Raw genomic sequence first — 25,748 nt, 5'->3', positions numbered from 1 at the left:
CGCACCGCGTAGCTGTGCGGAGCATGGCGGCGGCCCTGAACCCCTCGGTGGGGTTCAGGGCCGCCGCCATGCTCCGCACAGTCCGAGACCGGCTGGCGGTGCTGGCGCAGCCGATGCCCGGCAGCGGGCAGAAGGCGGGAACAACCCGGGCTCGGCCGTCGCCCACCAAGCACGGAGTGACGAGACGAGCTGTCGAAGTGACGGCACCGGAATCGACAGAGATCACAATCTGAACAGAGGTGGTTCAGGGGCCCTAAGTAGGCATCGACCTGGGCTTTCGGGCCATCTGAGGTCTCATATCGGCGTACTAGTGTTGCTAAGTTTTGCTTCAACACGTCTGGGCGGTCTTGAGGGGTAGGCGCCCGGCCCGAAGTACCCACCGGTCTGGCGGGTATCGACGGCATAGTGGTGTCCGTGACCACCGAACTCACCGTGCTCAGGCGGCAGAAGGCCGTTTCCCGAGACGACACGATACGAATGCTGCTGGAGCAGTCCAAGCGCTCCGGGCGCGCCGTCCCGCTGCGTCGCGCCTTCGTCCAGGACCCCGGCCCCGGGTCGGGCACCCGGGTCGTCACGAAGCCGGGCCCCCTTCCCCGACTGCTGCGCAGCGAGGAGCGGCTGGAGCTCCTGCTGCTGATCCACTGCGTCACCGCCCGCGCCAGCTGGGGCACCACCCAGCGTTCCGAGACGTGGGCGCGCGCTGCGGGGATCTCGTTCCGTACGGACGGAACCGCGAGTGCCGCCGTCTCCCGGCACCTGGCCAAGCTGAAGGACATGAAGCTGATCGGCACGGCGCCGGATGGCCGGATGACCAAGGTCACCAAGCTCCTGGAGGACGGCTCCGGAGACCCGTACACGGTGCCGATGGGTGACCCGACGGGCTCCCGCAAGGACATCTACTTCAAGGTGCCCTTCGCCTACTGGGAGCAGGGCTACTACCGGACCTTGTCGATGCCGGCGAAGGCGATGCTGCTGATCTTCATGAGCTTGCGCGGAACCTCGTTCGTCCTGCGGCAGGACAAGCAGTTCGCGTTCTGGTACGGGATCTCGCCCGCGACGGTCGGGCGCGGCATCCAGGAGCTGAAGGAGAAGAGGTTGGTGTACCCGTACCTCTCCGAGCAGCACTTGGACGGCCGTGCGGTCCTGGGCCAGAGCACCCGGATCCGCTGGGCCCTCGCCGCTCCCTTCGACCTCAACGTCAACAACAAGGAGCGGGAGGCCGCGGCGGCGGCATGGACCCCCGAGGGCATCGCCCGCACCGCGATCCGGTTCGCCGACAGCATGCCCGTGCTCGCGGAGGCGTCGGCCGCACCGTGAGCGCCACCGGAGCGCGTGACGCCTCCGGCCCCAAGACTCCCGTCCGCAAGACCGGGACGGGCGCGGCGCTGGCCGTCGCCTGCGAAAAGGCGACGGCCCCCTGTTCCAGCAGGGAGCCGTCTACGTGGAAACCCGAAAACTCCCCTAGGAGGAGAAATCAGTACGTCTATCGAGCCTAAGGGCTTCACGCACTCGACGTCGACCCCGCGTGACCAGCAGCAGAAGGCCCCCCGCCACTACGGCGGGCGCAGCAAGGCACTCCGGTCCCTGGCCCGGGTCGCCGGCCACGGCATCGTCCGGGGAGCGGCGGGCACGCTCGGCGCCTTCCTGATGGGCTGGATCATCTGGTGGATCCAGCAGCGCTGACCCAGCGCTTCCCCTGACCCAAGGTGGCCTCGGCGGGCTCATGGAGCCGGCCGAGGCCGCAGGCCCAGACCACGACCGCCGCTTCACCCCCAGCAACTCAGCCCCCGCACACGGCCCCGCCTGCTGCAGTACCCACAGCTCGCCTGGTTTTCCGCCGCCGGGCCGCCGCGTTTCCGTGCTCGGGTGGCCCTGTTCCAGATCGGCAGGCACTTCCGAGGCCGGTGCGAAGCCCTGGAACTGGCCCTGGCCGACGCGGTCGCGGACGAGCACGCGGAGGCCAGCCTGCACAGCACCGATGCCGCCGACCTCGCCGACCTCGCCGACCTGACCCCGGAACTCGTTCGCGCCGCAATCCTCGCCGACCGACCGGCGGGAGCGACCTGGGAAGAGATCAGCCGCCCTTGTGAGCTGACGGCGATGCCGCACGGGCCCGATAGGGGTCACCTGCGCCTGATCTGGCTCTCGGAACCGCTCATCCATGATCATCGGACCGCAATCAGACCGGCGGATATCCGCGCCGTAGCGTCCCTCCCCGTGCCACGATGCCGGGATGATCGAGACCTCCCGCCTGCTACTGCGCCGGTTCGAGCCCGCCGACGCCCCGGCTCTTCGCGCCTACCGCTCCGACCCGGAGATAGCCCGCTACCAGGCCTGGCCTTCCCCGCTCTCCGCCGAGGACGCGGCCGAGGCCGTCCGCAAGTACAGCGAGGCTGACCCGGAGCAACCCGGCTGGTTCCAGTACGCGGTCGAGTTGAAGGCCGACCGGAGCCTGGTCGGTGACCTCGGCGTCAATCTCGACGAGAACCTGATGCAGGCCGAGCTCGGCGGCACCCTCACCCCCGCCCTCCATGGCCAGGGCTACGCCATCGAAGCCCTCCACGGCATCCTCGGCCACCTCTTCTGCCGGGGCCTGCACCACGTCAGAGCTGAGTGCGACGCCCGCAACACCGCCTCTGCCCGGCTCCTGGAACGCGCGGGCTTCGACCTCGAAGGCCGCAGCACCGAATCCCTCTGGCAGCGTGGAGAGTGGAGCGACTGCCTCCTCTTCGGGCTCCTCGCCCGCAACTGGAAGCCCCAGAGCGTCGCTTCCTAGGTTCTCCAGCTGGATCAGCCGGCTCGCGCCCGAGCAGGGCAAAGGCCTGCGGCTGCCGGTTCTGGCGATGAGCTCGGCCCTCCCCCGTTCGGCAGGGACAGCACGTGCGTCTCGACGTGCCCCGGCGGCCCGGTCCGGCGGTATCAGCACCAGGGTGTACTTGGACGCCTCATAGGTCAGTGCGCAGGAGCAGCAGGTCTAGGACTGGTCCCTGGGGGCCGGACTTGTACGGGCCTGCGTATCGGTAGCCGAGGCGCTGGTAGAGCTGCTGTGCGGGGGCTCCGGGCATGGCGAGCAGGGAGGCCCAGCGGGGGCGCATCGCGTCGAGGAGCGCCTGGTGGAGGTGGGCGCCGATGCCTTGCCCTTGCCAGCTGGGGCGTACGGCGAGTTCGCAGATTCCGGCGAGGGAGTCGGTGGTGCGGGCGTCTTCGGGGGTGATGTGCGGCAGGAGGTCTTTGCCGTACCAGTAGGCGGGGGTGCAGCGGAAGCCGTAGCCGTAGCCGATGAGGTGGCCGTCGGCGTACGCGGTGATCAGGGTGAAGTCGTCGCGCCGGGCGTGGCCGGTGATCTGTCGGCGCAGGGCGTCGGGGGTGAATCCGGCGTCGGCGACGTCGGGTTGTTCGGCGTGGGCGTCGGCCCAGGTGTCGACGAGGGTGTCCAGGAGGAGTTCGACGTCGCCGGCGCCGTAGCGCCGCAGGGCGAAGGTGTCGGTCATCAGCATCCTTCAGGCGGCGGGGACGAGGGCGCGGTAGGCGTCGAGGTAGTCGGCGACAGCCCGGGTGCGGTGGTGGGGCTGGAGGGTTCCGGCGATATCGCGCAGGGAGCGCAGGAAGCGCTCGGAGCGGACTTCGGGCAGGTAGGCGAGGGTGCGGTGGGCGGCGTCACCGGCGGCGTCAAGGTCGGGGTTGGACTTGCGGGCGTGGTGGAGAGCGATGTCCGCGGTGTAGAGGGCGCGGTTGCGTAGGTGGCCGTCGGCGAAGAGCATGACGGCCTGCTCGGCGCCTGCGCTGGCCCGTTCATGTTGTCCGAGGTCGGCGCGGCAGAGGGATTCGAGGCCTGCGAGCTCGGCCGGCACGTAGAACCCGAGCCAGTCCGGGTCGGCGTCGCGGGGGCCCTGGGCGTACTGGTTGTGGGCGTGGACGATGGCCTGCTCGGTCAGGGCGCGGTCGCCTTGGAGGGCCCAGCCGCGGGCCTCGCGCATGGCCAGGAGGGAGAGCCAGCGGGGTGAGCCGAGCGGGGCTACGAGACGCTGGGCGACCTGGGCGGTGGTGACGGCTTCGCGGGGGCGGCCGGTGGAGTGGGCGAGGAGGGACAGGCAGGCGAAGGCGTGGGCCTCGAGGCCGGGGTCGTCGGCCTGCCGGGCGTTGGCGAGGGCCTCGGTGTAGAGGGAGCGGGCATCGTGGGTGCGGCCGGAGTCGAGAGCGAGCCAGCCGGCGGCGACGGACAGGTTGCCGGTGGCGGAGTGCAGGCGGCGGCCCATGGGCTCGGTGTAGCTGCCTTGCCGGAGCCAGCCGTAAGCGGTGTTCAGGGCGGCGGCGGCCTGGCGCCCGAGTTCAGCGGAGCCGTGGTCGCGGTCCTGGGCGTAGATGGTGCGCTCGGCGTGCTGGAGCTGTTGGAGTTGGTCGCCGTCGAGGGCGGCGGCGTTGCCGCGTGCGGGGTGGGCGGCGGTGAGCAGCGCGGCGCCGGTTCCCAGGATCATGGTGCGTCGCCGCATGTCGCCCTCGCTTTCCGTGGTCCGCCTGGCCGTACGGGGCGTGGGCGGGGTGAATCCGAGCTCGGTGACGGTCCGGCCGGTGATTTTGTGGAGCAGACGCTGGTACGGCGGCGAGGGGCAGGCGGTGGTGCCGTCCTCCCACGTGGCGATCGTCCGCGTGACGCATTGCACCGGGTCGCGGTACTCGATCGACTTCTTCACCAGGAACTCGGCGGCCTCGCGGCGGCTCATCGTCCACTCCTCCTCGCGTAAGCGCCGGAAGGTGGTGTTCGGTTCTGCCATGGGGACCCCCGCGCCGTAGCCGCGCCGAATCGTCCCCTCGAAGGTAGCGGTCACCGAACGCACGGCGACAGGCCTGGAGGGTTGGAAATGGGTGGTCAAAGCGGCGATTTCATCAGCATTTCCAGGCCGCCTGACATCGCTTCAACTCGGCGGTGGACGCTTTTCTGATGCCCCGTCCCGGTGCCGCCGCGCACCGGAGCGGCCCGTGCCTGGCCGCCGATGGCCCGGCACGGTCACCGGCATCCGATCCCCGCCCTGTGGGCGTGGTCGGCAGGGACCCTGGGGGTTCTCGATGCACAAAGACGTCGTCATCGCGGGAGCAGGACCGGCCGGTCTGGCCTGTGCCCGAGCGATCCTGACCGCCGCTCCCGGCACGGACATTCTCCTCCTGGAGGCCGGCCGCGCCTACCGGCGCCGCCCCTGCCCCGTCGACCGCGGCCGCGCATGCACCGGGTGCGCCGGGATCTGCAACGTGATCAGCGGGTTCGGGGGCTCCATGCACTACGGCGACGGCGCGAAGCTCAGCTTGCTGCCGTCCGGCCGCCGCCTGATCCCGCACCTCGGCGCAGACCGGGCGGACGAGTTGTGCGAGACCGCGTTCGCCTGGCTGACCGAGCCTCTCGGCCGCACACCCGAGTTGCTCGGCGAGAACCTCACCGGGCAGGCCGTGGACGCGTTCGCCGCCCACCAGCTGCGGATCCGCGAGTACCCCGTCGCGGTCATCGGCGAGAGCGACCTCGCCACCGTCATCGCCGGCTGGCACGACCTCCTGAACCCGAACCTCGACCTGTGGCACATCTCCGAACTCACCGACGCCAAGGAGCACGGCCAGCACCTGGAGCTCACCGTACGGACCGGCCTGAGCGAGGAGCGGAGGATCAGCTGCGACCACCTGGTCCTGGCGACCGGGCGCAGGGGCGTCACGTCCACCACCGAGCTCCTCAAGCAGCTGGGGGTGCCCACCGAGCTGCCGGACATCTCGGTCGGGGTGCGCCTGGAGATGGCCGTCGGCCTGCTGAAGGCGATCGGCGAGGAGCACCCTGATCTGAAGGTCTCCCAGCTCGACCACGCCCAGAAGATCAAGAGCTTCTGCTTCTGCGGCGGGGACAACGGCGGACGGATCAAGGTGACGAACTACCAGGAAGCCTTCGGCGACCCGATCCTCACCCTCGACGGACACGAGACCACCGAGCGGACCGCCGGCGACCGGCCGCTGGCTTCGAACTTCGGCCTGCTGTGCCAGGTCCAGGACCGCGGCAACGCCCTGGAGGCCCGGGACTCCTTCATCACCACCTACCGCGAGCTCGCCGGCGGCCGGCCGTTCGCGCAGACCCTGCGCGCCTTCCTCACCCGCCGCACGGGCGCCACGTCGTGGTCGGAGCTCCAGGCCGGCATGCCGTTCCAGCCGTCCGTGCTCGACCTGGCCGCAGGTCCCGTCGACCAGCTGTTCACCGACGCCGAGCACACCAGCCTCACCGCGGGCTTCCGCCGGTTCATGGGCTCGATCCTCGACCACTCCCGGCTCGGCCTGAGCGTGGACGACATCCTCGACGACGTCCTGGTGGTCGGCCCCGAGCTGGAGTTCCTGTGGGACAAGCCGGCCATCGACGCCGACTGCAAGGTCCCCGGCCTGCCCATCCACGTCGTCGGCGACTCCGCCGGGATCGCCCAGGGGATCGTCCAGGCCGCCATGATGGGCATCGCCGCCGGCCGGGCCATCGCCACCAGCACCGCCCGCACTCACGCCGAGTCCAGGTGACCGCCATGACCACCGCACCCGCCCGGCTCCGCGCCCCCGGCCGGACCGCGACACTCGACGACCTGTACCCGGCCGCCGCCTGGGACCTGCCGGTCAACCCGGGCCTGCCAGCACCCCGACTCGCAGCACCGCCCGAGGAGCTCCCCAACCTCAGCGGCTACCGCGAGCACTACGCGCCGTTCATCCTCCGCGAGCTCCTGGTCCCCGGCCACGCCGAGCGCCTCGCCGCGATCGACAAGGCCTTCCCCCACTCCCTGTATGACCTGATGCTCCTCGTCGCCCGGGACGACGTTCTGCGCACCCACGTCGGCAACACTCCCGACAAGGTCCTCGCCGCTCTCCTGCACGCCGCGCGCGCCTTCGCCGAGTTCACCCAAAGCCCGGCCGCCGGTCGATTCGGTCTGGCCGGGTCCCGGCTCGGGATCGGCTGGAACTGCGACCCGACCGTCGACCGCGACAATGGGCAGTGGTGGGACAAGCGCCTCCACCTGCACCTCAACTGCTGGCCCGCCGCCGTGTGCGCCAGCTCCCGGCCCGTGCCGCTGGCCTCCATCGCCGACGTGACCGTCCGTCGCTCGCTCGTCGACCCCATCGCCCACCTCGCCCACCAGGTCATGGCTGACGCCCTGCGCACCGCCCCGCTGCCGGCCGGCTGCCACATGCTTGAGCCCGACCTCGCCCGGGACGCCGCCCTCGGCCTGCCGGTCGGCCTCAAGTTCCGGCTGCCCGGCATTCCGTTCCTGACCACCGCCGACTGCCGGGTGCTGCTGCGCTCCCTGCACGCCACCGCCGAGACCACGCATCGCGCCGTGCTGACCGCCTTCACCGGTCACGCGGACGCCCCGGCGCCGTGGCAGCGGCCGGCCCTGCTGCCGCCCGACACCGTCCGCTCCAACCTGACCGCTCTGCCCTGGCTCTCCCGCCCCGCGGCCGCCGACCTTATGCGGCTGCGTGCCGTCCTCAAGGACGTGACCCCCGCCCAGCTGCGGCTGCTCGCCTCCCGCCCCTGGATCGCGAACCGCTGCCTCACTCTGGGCGGCCTCAGCTACAACACCTCCTTCTTCACGCCCCGGCCCGTCAGCACCGTCGGCGAGGAGGACTGGTACCTCGTCATGCAGTTCAAGCTCGTCAGCTACATCGGCTCCAGCCCGGCCGTCGGCGGCGCCATCGCCTCCGTCATCGACCGTGCCCATGGTCCCGTCATGACGCCCGACGACCGGGCCCGTCGCGCCGACTTCCAACACGCCTTCCTCGACCACCTCACCGCCACGGCGTGACCGCGCCCGGCAGAAGGGACACCTGGTGACCGACACGAGCCTCGAGCCCGAGGTCCTCGACTTCTACAACGAGGGCTACGAGCAGGACCGTCTGACCGCCCCACACCGCGCGATCGAGTTCTGGCGCACCATGGACATCCTGGCCCGCCACCTGCCCGCGGCGCCCGCGACCGTCTACGACGTCGGCGGCGGGCCCGGCCGCTACGCGCTCGCCCTGGCCGCCGCCGGCTACGACGTCCACCTCCTGGACCCCGTCCCCCTCCACACCGACCAGGCCGTCGCCGCCTCCAAGGCGAGCGAGTACCCGCTCGCAAGCGTCCGCCGCGGCGACGCCCGCGCCCTGCCGTACGAGACGCACCGCGGTGACGCGGTTCTCCTCCTCGGGCCGCTCTACCACCTCACCACCGCCGCCGGCCGCGCCCGGGTGTGGTCGGAGGCCGCCCGCGTCCTCAAGCCCGGCGGCACGGTCATCGCCGTCGGCGCGTCCCGCTTCTACACGGTCTGGCAGATGCTCTCCCAGGACCTGCTCGCTCTGCCCGGCGCCGAGGGGACGGTCGCAGAGCATCTGGCGACCGGGCAGCACCGCAACCCTGGCCGGGACTTCGAACGGCTGTGGACCACCGCCTACCTCCACTCCCCGGACGAGCTCGCCGCCGAGGCACGGACCGCAGGTCTGACCGTCCAGGGGCTCCTCGCCGTGGAGGGGCCGGCCAAGCTCCTACCGGACCTCGCCTCACAGATGGCCGACGAGCGGGGCCGGGAGCGGGTCCTGGCCGCGATCCGGCGGACCGAGGCCGAGCCGAGCGTGCTGGGCCTGTCCTCCCACATCCTCGTCGTCGCCCACACCGCCACCGGCGCGACCACAAGGGGGACGGCGTGAGCAGGACCCGTACCAGCGCGCTGATCTGTGCCGTTTCCGCCTGGATCGACGCGGCGCCCGGCAACAAGGACCGCGACCCGGAGGCGCTGCTCTGGGGGCGGGTCACCAAGGTCGGCGAGGAGTCCGGAGAGGTGATCGCCGCGCTCGTCGGCGCCACTGGCCAGAACCCGAGGAAGGGGAACTCCCACACACTGCAGGACGTCGAGCGCGAACTCCTCGACACCGCCATGACCGCCCTCGCCGCAGTCGCCCACCTCCACACCCGCGACGCCGAACCGCCCGACGTCCTCGACCTCCTCGACGACCACGTCCTCGCGGTCGCCCGCCGCGCCCAGCTCTCCTGAACGCACTGCTGCCCCGGCCGGAACCTCCGGCCGGGGCAGCAGCATGTGTGAGCGCTACGGGCGCCCGACCGACATGTACGTGAAGCCGAGCTCCCGCATCTCGGCCGGGTCCAGCAGGTTCCGTCCATCGAAGAGCACCGGTCGGCGCATCAGCTGGGCCACGCGCCCCCAGTCGACATCCCGCAGCTGCGCCCACTCGGTGACCACGACCGCCGCGTCCGCACCGTCCAGAGCCTCCTCCGGGCTCGCGTACCGCCTCGCGGAGAGCCACGGCTCCGCCGCACTGGGCCGGGCCAGCGGGTCCCAGCACCGCACGCTCGCGCCCTCAGCCTGCAGACGCGACGCGAGGACCGCTGAAGGTGCCTCGCGCATGTCGTCGGTGCCCGGCTTGAACGCCATCCCCAGCAGGACGATCTCCCGGCCGGCCAGGTCCCCGAGGACATCCTTGAGTTTCTGGATCGCCCGGCGCTTTTGGATGTTGTTGACGTCGATCACCGCGGACAGAAGCGGCGGGTGGAAGCCCGTGTTGCTCGCGAGCTGCCGCAGCGCCTCGGAGTCCTTCGGGAAGCAGGAGCCGCCCCAGCCGATCCCCGGGCGCAGGAAGTGGGGGCCGAGCCGGTGATCGAGTCCGACCGCGCCCAGGACCTCCATCGCGTCCGCTCCGGTGTTCTCGCACAGGGTGGCGATCTCGTTCGCGAAGCTGATCTTCGTGGCGAGCAGCGCGTTCGACGCCAGCTTGACCATCTCCGCGGAGCGGACGTCCATCGTCACGACCGGCGCGTCGATGCCCGAGTGCAGCTCGGCGATTAGCACCGCGGTGGCCGGTTCGTCGGCGCCGATGACGATCCGGTCCGGGTTCATGAAGTCGTTCACGGCCCGGCCCTCCGCGGTGAACTCCGGGTTCGAGGCGTATCCGGTGGCCGTGAGGCCGGCCTCGTCCAGCGCTGCCCGGGCCCGGACACCGGTGCCCACCGGCACGGTCGACTTCATCACGACCGTGTGCAGGTGCGGGGCGGCGGCCAGGGACCTGACGACCGACCACACCTTCGACAGGTCGGCATCACCGGACACCGACGGCGGCGTATCGACGCACACGTAGGCGACCTCTGCCTCCGCAAGAGCCTCGTCGAGGTCGAGGGTAAAGGTCAGCCGCTCCTTGTTCCGGGTGATCATGTCGCCCAGGCCCGGCTCGTAGATCGGCACGTCGCCGCCCTGCAGGACCCGGACCTTCTCCGGGTCGATGTCGCGTACGACAACGCGGTGGCCGAGCTCGGCCAGGCACGCTCCCGTCACCAGTCCGATGTAGCCCGCGCCGAAGACCGCGACCCGTCGATTCCGCCGGTCCGCCATGGTGATCCATCCAATCTCGGCAGCCCGAATCAGCCAGCCGAACGGGGGAGTTCAAGCTCAAGCCCGCAAAGGGAAGCCTCTACCCTATCCCCCTGCACGGTGCGCCCCGGGGCGCTGCGCGGGCCGCCTCGGGTGCGGCCCCCAGCGGATCTCTAAGCTGCGGTGTCGACCCGCCGGACCGCTGCCAGGAGAGATGCCACTCCTCTGGGTCGAGCTGGGGCTTGGGCGGCGCGATGCGCTGGATGAGGTCGAGGACATCGCGGCTGACCGCGGGCAGTGCGTCGGCGTACCGCCAGGTGTAGGCGTCGTACACGGCGGACAGGTCGATCCCAATGGTGTCGGCGCGGGCGCAGAAGACGAGCTGCCGGGTGATGGTTCCGTCGAAGGAGTAGTCGAAGGAGCCGGCGTAGTCAGTGAGCCCGATGCCATGGATGCCGGCTTCCGAGCCAAGCGCCCGCAACGCAGTCTGCTCAGGGCTCTCGGCCTCCGCGACGACCCCGCTTGGGAGGTCCCACAGACCTGGGATCACGTCTCCTGCGGCGCGCCCGCAGGAGCAGCACCCTCTCCCTGCTATCGAAGACCGCGACGCCGGCGACCAGGCGGGTGATTCCGTCGGCCGCGGCTTGTCGCACGAGCAGGGTGGAATGGATCACGGAAGAACACCCTGCCTCGCTGGCACGTCGGCGCCAACGCGCTCGTCCGCGACCAGAACGACCGGATCCTGATCGTCCGGCCCGGGCGGAGCAAGACCTGGCAACTCCCCGGCGGCCAGGTCGACGCCCACGAAACACCGTCCGAGGCCGCCGTGCGTGAACTCAGGGAAGAGACCGGACTCGTCCTGCCCGCCGGCCCGCTCGTCGCCATTTCCTTCGAGCACCCCAGCCCCGGCTGGGACCACCCCACGCAGATCCTCCTGTTCGACTTCAGCACCGTCGACTCCACAGCGGTCAAGCTCCTGGCCCTCGATCCCGACATCGCCGAGCACCGCTGGGTCACCGTTGACGAGGCCGCCGCGTTCCTCGGACCTGCCCGCGCGGACCGGCTTCACGCAGGACTCGCCGCGCTGCACGAAGGCCGTCCGGCACTCATCACGGCAACCGTCCCGGAGGTGTGACGAGCCAGCCCGGCGTAGCCGGGCCCGACGGGAGCCGGGCAGATTCTCCACGCGGCCCTCCCCCACGACCTCAGGTCGAACGCGTGTATGCGGTGTCACCCAGGTGAGGTTCGGCCGTGACGCCGGCCCGAGGTCCGGCATTGACCTGGTGTGAACATCACCAAGGCCCCCGTCCTGGCCGTCGTGACGGCGCTGAGCGTCCTGGCCGCGGCATCGCCAGCGGCATCTGCTGCCTCTGCTGTCTCACTGCGCTATCAGTGCTCCAGCAGTAAGCAGGTCATCGACGACGCCGGCTACACCGGGCCCGCACCCGACAACTGGACCATCAAGATCAAAGTGTGTGCGGCTCGCTCCAGAGCGACCGTCCACGCCTATGCCGAAGCGCAGTGGGACGGGCCCTACTACGCCTCCGCGGACGCGGTGATCCTCGATGCGGCGAAGCTTCGACTCCAGATCAAGCAGGCCCGACAAGGCACCGACGCGGTCGTCACCGAGCGGGACTTCGCAGACATCAAGAGCCCGCTGGAGAAGGCCACCCCCAGCGGGGACCGCGACGGCCGCTACCGGACACCGACGATCAGCTCCCGGGCCGCATCCGGGGCGGTGGCCGACGTGATCCTCTACCTGGACTGGCACCGGGACGGACGAGGGTATCGGCGGTACGACTACACCGGATCCCCGACTGTCTGATCCATCGACCGCCACGGCCGGACCGGCTTCCCCCTGCACGCTTACCGGACCGTTCTGGAGCCGCTCGGAGTTGGCGATGGAGTTCTCTAACGCTTCGCGCGCCTCGGCGACAACACCAAGGGGGAGGCTGCCGAGGACCGACATGCTGCTCGACATGCTCAAGGTCGTCGGCCTGCGGGAAGACGCGCAGCCTGCCCCCACACGACACGTACGAGGGGCGGGTCTCGGAGCACCAGGTGCCCCGAGACCCGCCCAGACGGCAGGAGACCAGGTCAGCGGCGGCCCCGGCCGTCCCGGTGGCGCCGGTCGGCCCGGACCACGACCACCACGAGCACGGTGAGCAGGATGCCCCCGGAGATCCACGGCCGGACCGAAGCCGGGATCATGTCGTTCAGGTCGGCGGCGACGAACAGGTACAGCCCGACGATCGTCCAGAACCGGGCCGAGAGCTGCCGGGCCCGGCTGGGCCCGATCGGACGGGGGACATCGGGCACGATCTGCGCCATGATGACTCCTTAGATAGAGGTGCGACCCGACCCCTTGGACGGAAACAGGGCGCGCACCCACTGGCGATGGCGGTCATCCAATTCGGGTGACCGCCATCTCTGACTCGCCGACATTATTCGACCGCGCCACCCCATGCCAGCAATTTCAGCAAATTCCTTCATGGGCTTCCATTGCTGCGCCTTATCGGATCGCACCTATCTGATAACGGCCTAGAAGCCTGGCCGGATAGGAACCTGCCTGGGCAGGTAGGTGGCTGGTGACCTGCGGAAACAGAGACGTGAATCCGCGTCTTGCTGCGCGCGCAGCAAGACAGGATCGCGACTTCCCCAAAAGGGCCCCCTCTTTCTCCACGCGCTTTTCTCCTCAGGAAACCCGGAGAATCGGACATCACTCTTTGGGGTGTTCGTGGGTTTTCTTTGCCTGTTATCGACAGTTTTTCGAGGCTTTTAAGGGCCGTCAGGGGCGAGCGATCGAGCAGAACCAGCAGGTCAACGCCGGTTCGCGGCCCGGGCTGCTGGCCAGTTCAACAGAAACATCCGCTGGGGAAACCACACACCAAAAAGTGCCGCAGCGAGCCCGGAAAGCTGTCGGGCCCCGGACCGCTGCCCTGCCTCTCGGTGCGCTACAGCGCCAACACCTACACCGAGGTGTGCGCGAGCCTGCAGAATCACCTGGCCGCCCGCGCACGGAGACCCCCGCCCCTCGAAGCCGCGGCCGCCGTCGCCCGAACCTTCCCGCCTCCCCCTTGGCCTGCCTCCGGGGAACACCTGGTCCTCCAGGACGAGCACACCGCCGTGTCCGTGTTCGGCGGCCACACGATCAGGCGCCGTGCGTGCTGGCCTTCAAACGCCCCGCCGCCGACCGCGCCCCCGTCTCACCCCTGCCGCCTTGCACCCCCGCACGCCCGCGCCCGCGGTGGTCGGCGGGACAGGTACGCGCATGGTGGTCGTCGTCATGGGCGCCCCGGTGGTCCCCAAGGCCGGAGTCTGAGATGCGAAGCTCCGGGTTCGGCCGAGCGATAAGACACCGTGGGACGGAACGGCGAACGCAGCAAGGCGCAGTGAGACAGCGGCAAGATACGCCGGGAGAGGACATCAACACACCAGTGGAAGGTCTCGTGGACCGTCACGGGCTGATGGGCGCCTCGAAGCTGGGCGGATCTACGAAACGGGACTCCCGCATACCGCACCTGAAACCGCAGCTCCTGCTCATCGGTGGAGGTGCCGGCTCGGGTAAGACCGTTCTCGCCCGTGCCCTGGCCGAGGCCGTGCCCAACGCGGCCCTCGTCCACCTGGACCTCTGCTACTACAGCGATCCAGACGTGGCCCCGAGCGTTCCCCGCTTCGACGGGCCAGGCCGGGTCGTCGACTTCAGCGACCCGCTCGCCCTCGACCCCGCCCGGATCCGCGCCGCGCTCGCAGAGCACGCCGACGCCGCGCTCGTGATCGTGGAGGGCACCTTCGCCCTCGCCCTCCCTGAGCTCACCGCTATCGCCACCGTGGCCGCGTTCGTCGACACCCCGGCGGACATCCGGGTGGTCCGCAAGACCCTCCGCAAGATCCGGGAGGGCAAGGACCCCGCTCCAGGCCTCCTCGGGCACGGCACCAGCCGCGTCTCCCACACCCGCCACGTCGCCCCCACCCGCGAACACGCGGACATCGTCCTCGACGGAACGCGCCCTCCAGCCGAACTCGTCGCCGAGCTCCGGGCTCAACTGACTGATCCGCGCGAAGGCGGACTCGGCCATGGGTCAGGCGCTGCGGGGTGACGTCTTGCGGGCGCGGGCGGCGGTCTTCTTCGCCGCCGTCTTCTTCTTGGCCGGGGCGTCGGTCTTGATCTCGTGGACGGTCGCGTCCTCCTGGCCGTGCTCGCCGCGGGCCGCTTTCGCGTCCTGCACCGACTTCTCCAGGGCGGCCATGAGGTCGACGACCTGCCCGCTGGGTGCTTCGGCCGGCTCGGGGGGCTGGGCCCGGCCGCCTCCCGCCTTGGCCGCGATGACGGCTTCGAGCGCCTCGCGGTACTCGTCGTGGAGATCCTCCATAGGGCGGCCCGAGAGCGCCTCGGTCAGGGCGATCGCAGCCTGCACCTCCTCCTCCGGCAGGTTCACGTCGGCCGGCGGGGTGCTGACGCCGTCAGTGGATCGAAGCTCGTCCGGCCACAGCATGATGTGCAGGCACAGGGCGTCACCGACGACACGGAGCAGGGCCAGGCGCTCGCGGCCGCGCAGTGCGACCTTCGCGACAGCCACCTTGCTGGAGCGCTCCAGGGCCATGCGCAGCAGGACGTACGGCTTCGCGGAGGCCGGCCCGCTGGCCATTAGGTAGTACGGCGTGCCGACCGCGATGGGGTCGATCGAGGCGGCCGGGACGAAGCAGACGATGTCGATCGTCTTGGCCGTGGGGAGCGGCATTCCGTCGAGGTCCGCGTCGGTTACCTCAACGAGCGTGCCGGTCGCGGTCTCGTAGGCGCGACCGATGTCAGCCTGGCCGAGCTCCTGGCCGTCGAGCTCGCACCGCTTGCTGTACCGGACTCGGCCGCCGTCCGTCGTGTGGATCTGGCGGAAGGAGATCGAGTGGTCCTCGGTTGCTGGCACAAGGGCCACTGGAATCGTGACCAAGCCAAAACTCACGGCCCCGTTCCATGTCGGTTTCAAGAGACCTCCGTCACCGCAGCGGACCCCTCTTCCCAGCGTCCCACCGGCGAGGACTGTGACTTAGCGTGCTAGTTGGCCCCGATGGACAACTAGCGTGCTAAATCTTGGAGCCCTCTCACCTGCGGAAACGCGCACACATGATGCGTCCCTCCCGGTCGATCGCCTCACCTGCGTCCCAGCTGGGACAGCTCACTGGATCAGGTCGGTGTGCGGATGATCGGGGGAGGTCGGGCAGACGTAGATCTGCATGTTGTCCGTGCTGCCCACTTCTACCCTCGTCGGCTGCGAGGGGTTCTGGCCCGCGTAGTGAGAGCCAGCGGCGTTCGCCTGGTCTTCCTGCGGCACCCAAGCTTCGTCGCCGTCCCACTCCCAGGAAGCGATCGTCAGCAGCGGGACCATCTGTGCCTCGCACACGGCGCAGTACCGGAGGATCGGGTCGGTGCGGCCCCACGGGGGCCAGCCGCCGACCTTCCAGCCGGGGGCGTTGCCCAGATGAATGGAATAGAAGTCGCGCGGATACGCCGCGTAGGAGCTGGCCAGGCCGGCGCCGCCTTCCTGCCACCTGTTCCAGTCCTCCAGCATCTCCTGCAGCTCCGGGCTCAGGTCCAGGCTGTTGGGGTACTCGGTGATCACTTCTGGTGCCAGCACGCACGGCTCCGGCACGTAACCCGGATAGTCCGCCTCGTACGCTTCCGGTGGTGCGACGAGGACGTCGCCGACGTCCGCGGCCGACCGCCAGAACACTGCGGTCGCCGGCTTGTAATCCGGATCGTGCTCATACGGGCACCAGAGAATCTGAAGCAGGTCGGCCTGCCCTGGCGGCCGCAACAGGGGTATGTCACGCAGGAACAGCTGAGCCACGGGCAGCATCGGGACCGGGCATTCGGCGGGCCTTGGAGGGCCGGCTTCGAGCCGTTTGGCGAGCCACGCAGCATTGCGCTTCTTGAGCGCCTCCTCCTCGGGCGTGAGCGTGGGTTGGACGTCAGGGCGCCACCTGAACTGCAAGAGCCTCTCAAGTCGCACTTCGGTCGGCGACTGACGGAATCCACTGTCCACGTGCAGGTGCGCGTCTTTGCAGTGCGGCCATGGCTCTCCTGCCGGCCAAAGCAGCGGCCCGCCTACCGAGCTGTCCCTGACCGAAGGTGCCCCCGGACGCGGATGCAGTCGCATCGCAGGACGTGCCAAGGGCGCCAGCTCGGGAAAGACCGCTGCCACCTCGACAGGCCGCGGCGGAGTGGTGCGTACGAAACTCATACTGGTGATCTTGTCACCAGGTACCGACAACGAGGGCTGGCCAGCTGTCGGACGAGATGGCCGACTACCGATCGAGTGTGACTGATTCCCAATGGCCCGTGTCGAGAGTCGAGAGTGACTACGGGCTGGGTGATGCCGTGCCGATCGCGTGCCGGAACCTTGCCCACAGTGAGGTCGGCAAGGTGGTGCCGGCGACTCCCTCGGGGGAGCCAACATCCCGTGCCGTGGCGGTCTGCTCTGCTGGATCTTCGCGAGGGTCTCCGCGGAATGAGACGGCCTCCTCGCCGAGCCCGACCACCGCCAGGAGCGTGTCCAGGGCCATGTCGGCTTGCTCGTGCGGCTGGGTGAGCCAGACGTACGAGACGCCGAGAGGATTGCCGTCGTGCTTGCTGATCGCGAAGCTGAACCCTTCCAGCCGGAACAGAACGACGTCGAGCTCGTCCAGCCCGTCCCACGACCGCTCCACGTGCAAACGGAGCCGCTGAGCGACCGGCTGCACCGACAACGCCAGCACTCCGATCACCTGGAACAGCGGAGCGGAGTGCTCCCAGACGCTGTACTGGTTGGCGGGGTTCTTGCCGGTGTAGTAGGGCGGTTGCGTCGCTGGCTGCCAGTCGGGCTCAGGACCCGGGACCTCGATCTCTGTCACAGCAGCTCCTCCCCAGGGCCTCCGGCCAACTGGTGATCAACCTACCCCCACCAGGCCGACCGGGTTGGTTCGGCTCTGGTCAGGCCCAGCCGCATTGGCTGGACTGTCCATTGGATTTGGTCCCGGATGAGGGGCCACGAGACGTCGAGGCGGCGGTGGGCGAGAGCGCGGTCCGCCATCGTTCACCAGTCCCGGCCGGCGGTCAGCACCTCCGAAGCCGCATCCGTGAAGCCGTATGCCGACGCGACGAAACAAAACTCGTCACAGATCCACTCACGTGCAACCGTCTCGATCCCGCTTCCGGCTGCCGCGAGCTCCCCGTCCCAGAGGTTGAACTCCTCCGTTGCAGCCTGGGTCAGCGAATACAAGGTCCCCAGATCAGACGGCTTCTCGACCTCAATTCGTTCGCACAGCCGCAGCAGGATCGCCTTCCCGTGGTCGACTACACGATCTGGAAAATATGAGTCGTTGTACATCTGCCACAGGAACGCGTGTCCCGCTATCTGCTGGTTTGTGATCGGCATGGCGCTCTCCTACCTCCGCGAAGACGTGACGCGCCGATCATGCACCGCACCACTGACAACGACGCCCTCTGCGTACCCCAGACCCCACGCGACCGGGACTTTCACAAAAGGCCCTATCGGCCGACGGTGCTCCAGTCGGTGGGGGCGGGCGAAACCGATCGGTCCGCAGCGTGCTCGCGGAGGCGCCGGGTCAGCTCCGGCAGATCGTACGCCGGGAAGCTCACCTGGAGCAGCTGTAGGCGAAACCCTGAGGGCAGCTCCTCCTTGAACATCGCCACGTCCATCGGCTTGACCGTCACGTCCCACGCGTCCGGAGCCGCCCAGTGCGTCATCCGAACGTAGAACGCGTCCCGCGGGCCGGCATTCGCCACGGCCGAGAGGAAAGCAAGGCCGCTGTCGACCGGGAAGTCGACGAGTATCCAGCCGCGCCTGGACTCCACCCACTCCGCCATGTGCGGCAGCTTCTCCGGCCAGTCCGCGTTGCTTTCGCCCACGTCCTGGCAGCAGGTGAAGGTATCGAACCCGCATTCCCACATAGCCTGGATCGTGGGTGCGAGCTGCTCGTCGATCTGTGCGTGCCGGTCGCCCACCTGCACAAGAACAGTGGGGTGGGCGCCTTCGTAAGACGTCATCGGGCGAGCATAAGAGCGAGGTACGACACCCCTCAGCCCGGGCCGCCTGCTGCACACCCCTCGGAGGACCCGTCCTCGCGCGACCTGACTTCAAGTCCGGCCTCGGTCTCCTCTGGTGTAGCGCCGGCCGTTTCAGCTCAGCAGAGGATTGCCCTGGAGGTTCCCTTCCCCGCACGGCCAGGGACCTTCAGCCAGGGAACTCAGCGGTGTACGGAAGACCATGACCTCGTTGTCCAGGGAGACGACGACGCTGCCTTCGCTCAGCAGGAGCGCGCGACCGATGACTGCTCGGCTGTCGTCCATGGCGAACAGCTCGTGTCCGGTGAGGTCGGTGTCCACGGCGAGCAGCTTGCCGTCGCGCCAGAACACGACGGTTCCCTCGCAGTCCATCGCGGGGTCGGATGTGTAGTAGCCGGTCAGTGCCGGCCCGTCCACGAGGCTGTTGTCCGGTGCGAGCCGCCGGAAGCGTGATCTCGACGGCAGGCGGTTTTCGAGCTCGGGGCCGCTGACGCTGCCGTTCTTATCGACGAGCATGGCCCCGTGGGTCGCCCAGCGCGCAGTCTCGGCTCCGTCGCCGCCGAAGAGGACGGTCGTGAACGCGCCGTAGCCCTGGGACCCGATCAGGAACTGGCCAGGGCCGGCTATCGCCTTTCGGCCTGCAGGAGCGGGAGTGGTGGCCGACACGGTCTCGCCGCTTTCCAAGTCGAGGAAGAACGTCCGCCCGATGCCGCCCCGTGTGTCGGTGAAGCTGGCTGCGATTCGGTCGCCCGATACGAGCAGTGGCTCCCAGTGGTCTACGCCGATCTCCTCCGGGACCCAAGGTCTACGCGGCCGGATCTCCCATCCGGTCCGGTCTCCCATCTCCACCACGCCCGGGAACGACACCGCACCGAGCACGATCGGCGCAGACCAGAGGCACTCGCCCTCGCGCGTGTACCGGGCCACGCGAGGCTCCGGTACAGACGTGGGCCGACTTCGTTCCCCACGGACCAGGCGGGAGGCACTGACCCAAGAGATGACGAACCCATCGTCGAGGAGGACAAACGCCCCGACCTCCTCATCAGGGCGGCACTCCGGGCGAACGGTGGGGCCGGTGGATCCGTCCGGCAGAACACCTTCCAGGAGCCGACCGTCACGATCCGGGTAGGCGACCCACAGCGTCCCGTCCGTGGACATACGGGAGCGCGGCCTGCCTGTCCCCGGGTAGGTCCGCTGCCACGCCACCTTGTCTGAGAGGTCGAACCTCGTGATGACGGTCGCCAGGGGGTTCGCACCGTAGCTGGTCACGGTCAGTGGCCCGGAGGGATCCGCCGCGGCCACAGCTCGGACCTGGCCTGGCAGGGTGAAACGCGAAGAGAGGGTCACGTCCGCATCTTGCCGCATGCCTACGTGCGCAGTGGTTGGCCCTCTACAGCGCCATCGGCCAACTGAACACTTCGGTCCAACTTCGATCCTGAGAGCCGAGGCTGTCTGGAGCAGCACCGCCCCATCATGGGGACCCCCTCACCTGGCCGAGGCACCTCGCGGGTCGCCTTCGCCGTCAGCGATAGCGATCTCGGCGACGCGGTGAAGGGCATTCTGGTACGCCACGGCGTTGCCTGGTTCCTTCTGCCAGGGGCGGATGGTGACGGTGGCGGAGTGCAGCGACCCCAGCGGGATTCCGAGGTAGAGGGCGGCGGACCGGCGGGAGCGGCCGGTGGCCATCTGGACGAGTCGGATCGCCGCGTCCCGCCGCAGTTGCCGTCTCGGTACGTCAAGCTCGTCGAGCGGGGTGGTCCAGTGCTCGGGCAGGACAGCGGGGATGGTGTGAGGGTCGAGTCTGCCCCGGTGCGTAGCGGGCTGGGGGAAGAGGGCAGGCTTTCCAACAGCCTTCCGTGGGAGCCGGACGACCCCGCGGAGCACCGCGGTCATCGTGGGTGAGCAGTGGGAGGCATGCCGGCGGAGCCGGATGTGGGCGGTACTCGTCGACGGCAGAGCGGACAGGAGCGGCGCGAGGGTGTGGTGCCCGTTCGGGTCATCGAGGATCGCCACAGTGAGGGCCATCAGGGCCGCTGCCGGGAGCGGGTCGGCGGGCGGGTGTCCGAAGGTTCGAGCGACCCGTCCGTCTCCCAGCGCCGCTGTCCGCTCGGGGTGGGGGCGGCGGAGAGCATCGACGTGGGCCGTAACCGCGTCCATCGACCCGAGCTCTGCGAAGACCTCGCTGGCCATGGGCCAGCTGCCGCGAACGGCCGAGACGGTCGCCCGGACGTCGTTAAAGAACGACTGGGCGGACACCCGCTGACCAAGGCTCGCTACCTCATGATCGGCCCCGGCTGTGGCGGCTTCGGCTAGCCGGCGGTGGGCGTGCGTCATGGCCGGGGTGGGCCGCAGGTGTTCTCCGGTGGGCTGGTCGAGTGGCTGGCCGCAGGCGGAGGCACGGCCAGAGCCGGCTCGGTGGCGACAGCGGGCTGGGTGCAGACGCTGCCCCGGGGCGGGGATGAGCTGGGTGGGTCGCCATCGTCCGTCGGAGCGGTAACCGTTGGAAAACGCCGGCGCGTGGCAGGCGGGGCATTGCCAGGCTAGAAGTCGGTTGTGCCGCTCGCAGAGAAAGGTGTGCGGGAGGCGCCAGGCGCCCTGCCAGACGGATCCGCCGGGGAGCTGGGCGGTGTCGGTCAGGCAGTCCGGGCAGTAGCGGCTGAAGGCGGTGAGCACCCAGCCGTCGTTGGCCATGGTGACGGAGCTCTGGTGCCGCCCAAGGTAGTCGATGCGCAGTGGTGTGTAGCCGGGGGCTTGCCCGGCGAGGGTGAGTGCGTGGACTTCGGCGGGGTGGAGGCGGCAGATGTCGGCGATCTGCTGGGCCTGGGCGGCATCGAGGCGGACGAGGTGGCGGGCCGGGAAGATCGGGCCGGTGGTGAGGCCGCAGAGGTGGCCGAGGTCCAGCGGTGGGAGGGCGATCCGGTGGGCGAGGCGTAGAAGGTAGCCGGGCAGCAGTTCGCCGGGGACGGGGTCGAGGCTTCTGGGCAGCGGGGTGTTCGTCATGCTGTGTCCGAGGCGGCGGGGCCGTGGTCGTCGAACGCGGTGTTGCGTCGCCGTCCGGCACGCGGGCGGCTGGCGGGAGCTGCGGGGACGGCCGGGATTTCGCCTGCTTCGGCATCGCGGCTGGCTCCGGCCAGGGTGAGCGGGAGGTCGTCGAGGAGGGTCTCGGTGAGGCGCTCGGCGCCGCTGGTGATCGCTTCGGCACAGCCGTCCTCAATGAGGCGTTCGAGTAGGCCGACGACGCCATTGGTGCGCGTGAAGAGGTACTCGGGCATGCGGCCTGAGGTGAGCATGCCCGGTGGGGCGTTCATCAGCCGGAGGGCCTGTTCCACGCCGGTGAGATGAGTGGTCCAGGCGGTGATCTGTTCGTCGGTGTCGTAGCGGAAGCGGTCGAGTTCGACGAGGTCGAAGCGGCGCTCGGTCTGGGTGGCCTCCAGACCGTGTGTGGTGGCGTGCCGGGACGGGGGCAGCACGCTCTGCCTGGACGCCACATCAAGGCGGCCTTCGCGCAGGAGGCCGGAGGCGGGGATGTCGACGCCGATGAGGACGAGGGTGACGTTCATGCTCATGAATGCGCGGATCAGGTCGAGGGTGTCTTGGTCGTCGGCGCGGTGCATCCGCAGCCGGGTGATGTCGTCGAGGACCAAGACCTTGGTCCCGTGGTCGGTCAGGGAGGCGGCAACCTGTCGGATCAGGTCGGGGAGGTCCAAGTTCTTCGTAGGCGCCCCGTAGAAGTTCAAGATTGCCTTGCAGGTGCTCTTCGGCTTCGCAGTCACCGGGGTCTGCACGTAGGCGACCGGCACCCACAGGTCGCGGGTTCCGGGCGTGGCGTCGGGGGGGAGTTGGTGGTGGAGGGTGCGCCAAGAATCTTCGAAGGCGGCCACGATCTCGCAGGTGGTCTCGGTCTTGCCCTGGTAGCCACCGCCGCTGATCATCACTCCCGCGCGGGTGGACGGCTTGGCCTTGAAGGCGTTGGTGCGGATCCGGGCGCTCAGCAGCCGGTCGACCGTCCGGCTCATCGGGGTGTCGAGGAGCGGGAGGTTGGCGTGGGTGGCCATCCGGTGCAGGTCGAAGGCGGATCGCTCCCGTGGGGTCATCGCCCGCCACTGGCCGAATGTCCGTGCTGACGCCGGTACGAAGGCGTGGCGTGCCCGTCGCCACGTGTCCCAGCCCGCCACCTGGTCCCGCGCCGCGGGCACGATCAGCCCGAGCCCGGCGCCGACCTGCTTCATGCCCCCCTCCCCTGCCCGCCCCGTGCCCGCTTCCTCATGTGTATCCCGCTCTTCGTCGGGGAGGAGGAAGAGGTTCTTGGCCCTGAGAGAATCGGACAAGAGCTGGGGCGCCGGCGGCGGGACGGAGACGGCGGACATACGGCGCCGCCGCCGGTCTGCCTCCACGGCGGCCGAAGCCTGCCTGTGCAGAGCCCGGGCGTCCGACGGTGGCGGTCCTGGAGGAGGCTCCGGTGCTGGCCGGTCGAGTGCCGCGGCCCGGGCCCGGGCCAGTTCGCGAGCCCGGTCGGTCTTCTGCTGCCGGGTCATCTGGGTCGGCCAGGCGTCCACCGGCGTCTTGGCGGCCACCAAGCCGAGAAGCACCGGCAGTAGTTCGGCGTCGCTGCGGGGCTTGAGCCCTGCCTTGGCGGCCTGCCGCAGAACATCCCCGACGCGGGCGTCGGAAAAGGCTGGCACCTCCTGGCCGGACGGGAGCCCGTTCCAGAGGAGCTCGTGCCAGGCTCCGTCCAGCTCGATGAAGACCTGGCGGCAGTCCCGGGGGTCGCGGTGCACCGCCCACTTCCCCGCGTGCTGGCCGCCCTTGCCCGACAGGCGGCCCCTGTGGGGTTCGAGAACGGGGCTGTGGGCGCCGTACCAGAGGCCACCGATCTTCACACCGCGCCGGGCGTCGATCCGTACGAAGTGCACCGGCAGCAGCTCGTAGTAGAGGTCAGGTGGCGGGATCTCCAGGCAGATTCCGTCCCGCGCGGCCGCGGCGGCGAAGAGGGTGTTCGGGCTGTGCCGACCGCCCGGATCCCAGGCGGGCGCGTACTGGTCGAGACGCCGGTTCTGCCAGATCTTCACGATCCACGTGGCCAACAGGTGCTCCATCTCCGACAGCGTCCAGGTCGCGTCGCCCTCCGGGTCGGCGCCCCGGTCGGCGACGTCGATGCCGCGGTAGCCGAGGAGAAGCTCCAGCAGCAGCGACTGGATCCCGGCGAAGGCCCGCTCGCACGCGGCCTTATCCGGCGGCCGCATCGCCCGGGCCGGCAGCAAATCGACCCCGAGCGTCGCCGCGGCCTGGACGAAGTGGTGGCTCTTGTAGACGGCGCCGTGGTCGCTGGTCACCGTCTCCGGAGCGAAGAACGGCAGACCCGCAACCGGATGCCCGGCCAAGTCCGCCACCAAGGCCGCCGGGGCGCCGGGGTAGGGCCATTCCGTTTCCGGGCCCCAGTCCGGCCGCATCGGCAGTGGCAGCAACACGTCCCGCAGCAGCATCACCACCTCCACCGCCGACTCCGCCACCGGTGTGAGCCGGAACGCCACGACCGAGTGGGTGCAGGCGTCCAAGGCGATCGTCAGGTGCACCGTGATCGGCTCGGCGAAGACGTCGTCCAGCACCTTCACCGGCAGCGGCGTCGTATCGAGGACCACCACCTGTCCCGGCCGGCTGACGTGCACCGCGGTCTCCGGCATCCAGGCCGCAGCGGCTGCGGCCGCCGAGCGGACGTAGCGCTGGCGGCCGCCGCCCGGCCCGAACCACTCCCGCCACACCTTGATCAAGGTCGTGTAGTGCGGGACTCGGACCTCGCGGTCGGAAAATCGCTCGCGTACGTACTGGTGAATCAGTCGCTCCTTCGACTTCATGCTCATCCGCGAGCGATGCAGCGATTCCGCGTGCACCGCCACAATCGCCGCCTCCACCTCCGGCGTCACCGACGCATGGCCGGACAGCCCACGAGTCCACCGGCCGTCAGCAAGGCCTGCAAGCCCTCGCTCGGTATGCTGCGCGGCCATGCGTCGAAGCGTTCGCTCGCTGATCGAATCCAGCCCCAGCTGCTTCGCCTCCTGCGGACCCATCTCCCGGAGCTCCCGGACCTTCGCCAGGCGCCGCTCAGTCAACGTGGTCCGTACGGGATCGAACGCGGAACGCGGCTCGTCAGGCCGGGCCCAGAACCGGCTTCCGCTCCGGTAGCCGGTCTCCACCTCCAGAAGGTGCTGCTCCCTGATCCGGGCCCGGGCGAGGTCGTGCTCGGCGAGGTCCTCCGCCCGGCGCACCTGGCCGCCCTTTGCCATCAGTCCATCCTCGGCAGGTAGATCCACGACTGATCTCCCAGCGGCAGGGCCAGGTCCACGGTCAACCGCCGCGACCAGAGCAGGTGCAGCAGGTAGGCCCGTGCGAGTGTCGGCCAGGAGGTGGCTGCCACAAGCTCGCCCAGTCGTCGCGGTTGGTCCGCAGTCAGCTCGAGTAGCTCCGGCAACAATCCCAAGGGGTCGGACATTGCGCGGCGCCGGGCGGACAACGCTTCCAGCGCCGCCCAAGGCTGCGGCCGCCATCCCGCGACCACCGCGTATTGCCAACCGACGGCTCCCGCCGCCCGCTGGGCAGCGGCGAACTTCACCGCGTCGTCCGGCTTGATCAGATCCGCCGGCCGGACGTCGATCAGCAACGCCGTCCCCCGCGTCAGCGCCAGAAAGTCCGGCGTGTGACGGACCGGGCGCCGGCACGTCGTGAACTTCAGGGTGAACGGCTGCGAGAGCACCTCCGTCATGCCGCCCACGAAGTCGAGCGCCAGCAGCACACGCCGCTCAGCCAGGCTCTCGAACCCGTGCAGCCGCCCCGTTCCCGACGAGTAGGCCAAGCCTGGGCGATGCCGCTGGCCAGGCCGCCAGGCGAACGCGCGGGCAGGCCGCGAAGCCGGCCACTCGAAGGCAGCGAGGTCGCGTACAGGGCTCACAACCTCCCCCTGAGCAGACCGCCATGTGGCGATCCACCTCCGTGCCCAGCCCGCCCCGGTGTCTAAGACTTCAGTCGCTTCTGGCACCACGAACAGGACCGCGAGATCATCGAGGCAGCAACTGTGGGACCACACCGGTCCCATGGCGGGCTGGACAAAGGCTGAAGCCATGCCGCCAGCACACACGTCTGTCGCGCGGTCCCGCCGCACTTTCACGAAAGCCATCACCGAGAGTGCTGCAACCGCTACCCTGCGGCCAACTTCGACGCTAACACCGGCCAACTAGGCCGCTAACTGGCCAACTACGGCACTAAGTCACAAGGACGTCCGGCTCGCCGCGGATGGAGTAACCGACTGGTCTGTTCGAATAAGTGTTCGGTAG

The 25,748-nt window shown here is 69.6% G+C and carries 23 protein-coding genes; 9 read left to right on the top strand and 14 right to left on the bottom strand.

Going from position 1 to position 25,748, the window contains the following annotated elements; genetic code table 11:
* Window positions 1-414 precede the first annotated feature (414 nt).
* Complete coding sequence (locus tag ACE1OC_RS43255) at window positions 415-1,317, top strand: hypothetical protein (protein WP_407842170.1); 903 nt, start codon at window positions 415-417, stop codon at window positions 1,315-1,317.
* A gap of 916 nt (window positions 1,318-2,233) precedes the next feature.
* Window positions 2,234-2,776 (top strand): GNAT family N-acetyltransferase, encoded by a 543-nt coding sequence (locus tag ACE1OC_RS43250; RefSeq protein WP_407842169.1) that lies wholly within the window; start codon window positions 2,234-2,236, stop codon window positions 2,774-2,776.
* A gap of 169 nt (window positions 2,777-2,945) precedes the next feature.
* On the opposite strand, the gene ACE1OC_RS43245 is transcribed toward ACE1OC_RS43250, so the two are convergent.
* Both ACE1OC_RS43245 and ACE1OC_RS43240 read right to left on the bottom strand, forming a co-directional pair.
* Window positions 2,946-3,491 carry a GNAT family N-acetyltransferase gene (locus ACE1OC_RS43245; protein WP_407842168.1) on the bottom strand — a complete coding sequence of 182 codons (546 nt, stop codon included), beginning with the start codon at window positions 3,489-3,491 and terminating at the stop codon, window positions 2,946-2,948.
* Between the two features lie 9 nt (window positions 3,492-3,500).
* The gene (locus tag ACE1OC_RS43240) at window positions 3,501-4,772 is read right to left on the bottom strand and encodes a hypothetical protein (protein ID WP_407842167.1); all 1,272 of its coding nucleotides are present in this window, start codon (window positions 4,770-4,772) and stop codon (window positions 3,501-3,503) included.
* 292 nt (window positions 4,773-5,064) lie between these two features.
* Here ACE1OC_RS43240 and ACE1OC_RS43235 point away from each other — a divergent pair, with 292 nt between their 5' ends.
* Genes ACE1OC_RS43235 through ACE1OC_RS43220 form a run of 4 tightly spaced genes read left to right on the top strand, consistent with a single transcriptional unit; the run spans window position 5,065 to window position 9,032 of the window.
* Window positions 5,065-6,531 carry a DNA polymerase subunit beta gene (locus ACE1OC_RS43235; protein ID WP_407842166.1) on the top strand — a complete coding sequence of 489 codons (1,467 nt, stop codon included), beginning with the start codon at window positions 5,065-5,067 and terminating at the stop codon, window positions 6,529-6,531.
* A gap of 5 nt (window positions 6,532-6,536) precedes the next feature.
* Window positions 6,537-7,808: a hypothetical protein gene (locus tag ACE1OC_RS43230; RefSeq protein ID WP_407842165.1), complete on the top strand. Its 1,272-nt coding sequence runs from the start codon at window positions 6,537-6,539 to the stop codon at window positions 7,806-7,808.
* Window positions 7,809-7,833: 25 nt separating this feature from the next.
* Window positions 7,834-8,688, top strand: coding sequence for a class I SAM-dependent methyltransferase (locus ACE1OC_RS43225; RefSeq protein ID WP_407842164.1), 855 nt, complete (start codon window positions 7,834-7,836; stop codon window positions 8,686-8,688).
* On the top strand, window positions 8,685-9,032 hold the full coding sequence (locus ACE1OC_RS43220; protein WP_407842163.1) for a MazG-like family protein: 348 nt from the start codon (window positions 8,685-8,687) through the stop codon (window positions 9,030-9,032). Before ACE1OC_RS43225 ends, ACE1OC_RS43220 begins: the two co-directional genes overlap by 4 nt.
* Before the next feature lie 54 nt (window positions 9,033-9,086).
* Here ACE1OC_RS43220 and ACE1OC_RS43215 read toward each other — a convergent pair whose 3' ends face one another.
* Both ACE1OC_RS43215 and ACE1OC_RS43210 read right to left on the bottom strand, forming a co-directional pair.
* Window positions 9,087-10,382 (bottom strand): UDP-glucose dehydrogenase family protein, encoded by a 1,296-nt coding sequence (locus ACE1OC_RS43215; RefSeq protein ID WP_407842162.1) that lies wholly within the window; start codon window positions 10,380-10,382, stop codon window positions 9,087-9,089.
* Window positions 10,383-10,461: 79 nt separating this feature from the next.
* Entirely contained in the window at window positions 10,462-10,956 is a 495-nt protein-coding gene (locus ACE1OC_RS43210) for an NUDIX hydrolase (RefSeq protein WP_407842182.1), read from the bottom strand.
* Window positions 10,957-11,046: 90 nt separating this feature from the next.
* On the opposite strand from ACE1OC_RS43210, the gene ACE1OC_RS43205 reads away from it, so the two are divergent.
* Together ACE1OC_RS43205 and ACE1OC_RS43200 are read left to right on the top strand one after the other, a co-directional pair.
* Window positions 11,047-11,496, top strand: a complete 450-nt coding sequence (locus tag ACE1OC_RS43205) for an NUDIX domain-containing protein (RefSeq protein ID WP_407842181.1) — start codon at window positions 11,047-11,049, stop codon at window positions 11,494-11,496.
* Between the two features lie 150 nt (window positions 11,497-11,646).
* Window positions 11,647-12,186, top strand: a complete 540-nt coding sequence (locus ACE1OC_RS43200; RefSeq protein ID WP_407842161.1) for a hypothetical protein — start codon at window positions 11,647-11,649, stop codon at window positions 12,184-12,186.
* 272 nt (window positions 12,187-12,458) lie between these two features.
* Here ACE1OC_RS43200 and ACE1OC_RS43195 read toward each other — a convergent pair whose 3' ends face one another.
* The gene (locus ACE1OC_RS43195; RefSeq protein ID WP_407842160.1) at window positions 12,459-12,692 is read right to left on the bottom strand and encodes a hypothetical protein; all 234 of its coding nucleotides are present in this window, start codon (window positions 12,690-12,692) and stop codon (window positions 12,459-12,461) included.
* A 1,118-nt stretch (window positions 12,693-13,810) separates the two neighbouring features.
* Here ACE1OC_RS43195 and ACE1OC_RS43190 point away from each other — a divergent pair.
* Window positions 13,811-14,461 carry a uridine kinase family protein gene (locus ACE1OC_RS43190; protein WP_407842159.1) on the top strand — a complete coding sequence of 217 codons (651 nt, stop codon included), beginning with the start codon at window positions 13,811-13,813 and terminating at the stop codon, window positions 14,459-14,461.
* Here ACE1OC_RS43190 and ACE1OC_RS43185 read toward each other — a convergent pair.
* The 9 genes from ACE1OC_RS43185 to ACE1OC_RS43145 form a co-directional block, all read right to left on the bottom strand.
* Complete coding sequence (locus ACE1OC_RS43185; protein ID WP_407842158.1) at window positions 14,444-15,346, bottom strand: Ku protein; 903 nt, start codon at window positions 15,344-15,346, stop codon at window positions 14,444-14,446. The genes ACE1OC_RS43190 and ACE1OC_RS43185 overlap by 18 nt on opposite strands.
* Window positions 15,347-15,535: 189 nt before the next feature.
* Complete coding sequence (locus ACE1OC_RS43180; protein WP_407842157.1) at window positions 15,536-16,600, bottom strand: hypothetical protein; 1,065 nt, start codon at window positions 16,598-16,600, stop codon at window positions 15,536-15,538.
* 118 nt (window positions 16,601-16,718) lie between these two features.
* Complete coding sequence (locus ACE1OC_RS43175) at window positions 16,719-17,249, bottom strand: hypothetical protein (RefSeq protein ID WP_407842156.1); 531 nt, start codon at window positions 17,247-17,249, stop codon at window positions 16,719-16,721.
* 182 nt (window positions 17,250-17,431) lie between these two features.
* On the bottom strand, window positions 17,432-17,773 hold the full coding sequence (locus tag ACE1OC_RS43170) for a DUF5713 family protein (RefSeq protein WP_407842155.1): 342 nt from the start codon (window positions 17,771-17,773) through the stop codon (window positions 17,432-17,434).
* Between the two features lie 113 nt (window positions 17,774-17,886).
* The gene (locus ACE1OC_RS43165; RefSeq protein WP_407842154.1) at window positions 17,887-18,405 is read right to left on the bottom strand and encodes a hypothetical protein; all 519 of its coding nucleotides are present in this window, start codon (window positions 18,403-18,405) and stop codon (window positions 17,887-17,889) included.
* A 132-nt stretch (window positions 18,406-18,537) separates the two neighbouring features.
* On the bottom strand, window positions 18,538-19,350 hold the full coding sequence (locus ACE1OC_RS43160) for a hypothetical protein (protein ID WP_407842153.1): 813 nt from the start codon (window positions 19,348-19,350) through the stop codon (window positions 18,538-18,540).
* 558 nt (window positions 19,351-19,908) lie between these two features.
* Window positions 19,909-21,423, bottom strand: a complete 1,515-nt coding sequence (locus ACE1OC_RS43155) for a TniQ family protein (RefSeq protein ID WP_407842152.1) — start codon at window positions 21,421-21,423, stop codon at window positions 19,909-19,911.
* Complete coding sequence (locus tag ACE1OC_RS43150; RefSeq protein WP_407842151.1) at window positions 21,420-24,704, bottom strand: AAA family ATPase; 3,285 nt, start codon at window positions 24,702-24,704, stop codon at window positions 21,420-21,422. The genes ACE1OC_RS43155 and ACE1OC_RS43150 overlap by 4 nt, the downstream gene beginning before the upstream one ends.
* Entirely contained in the window at window positions 24,704-25,510 is an 807-nt protein-coding gene (locus ACE1OC_RS43145; protein WP_407842180.1) for a TnsA-like heteromeric transposase endonuclease subunit, read from the bottom strand. Before ACE1OC_RS43145 ends, ACE1OC_RS43150 begins: the two co-directional genes overlap by 1 nt.
* Window positions 25,511-25,748: the final 238 nt, after the last annotated feature.

It is taken from the genome of Streptomyces stoeckheimensis, assembly GCF_045822005.1.
Lineage (GTDB): Bacteria > Actinomycetota > Actinomycetes > Streptomycetales > Streptomycetaceae > Streptomyces > Streptomyces stoeckheimensis.
This window is presented reverse-complemented; position numbering and strand designations above follow the sequence as displayed.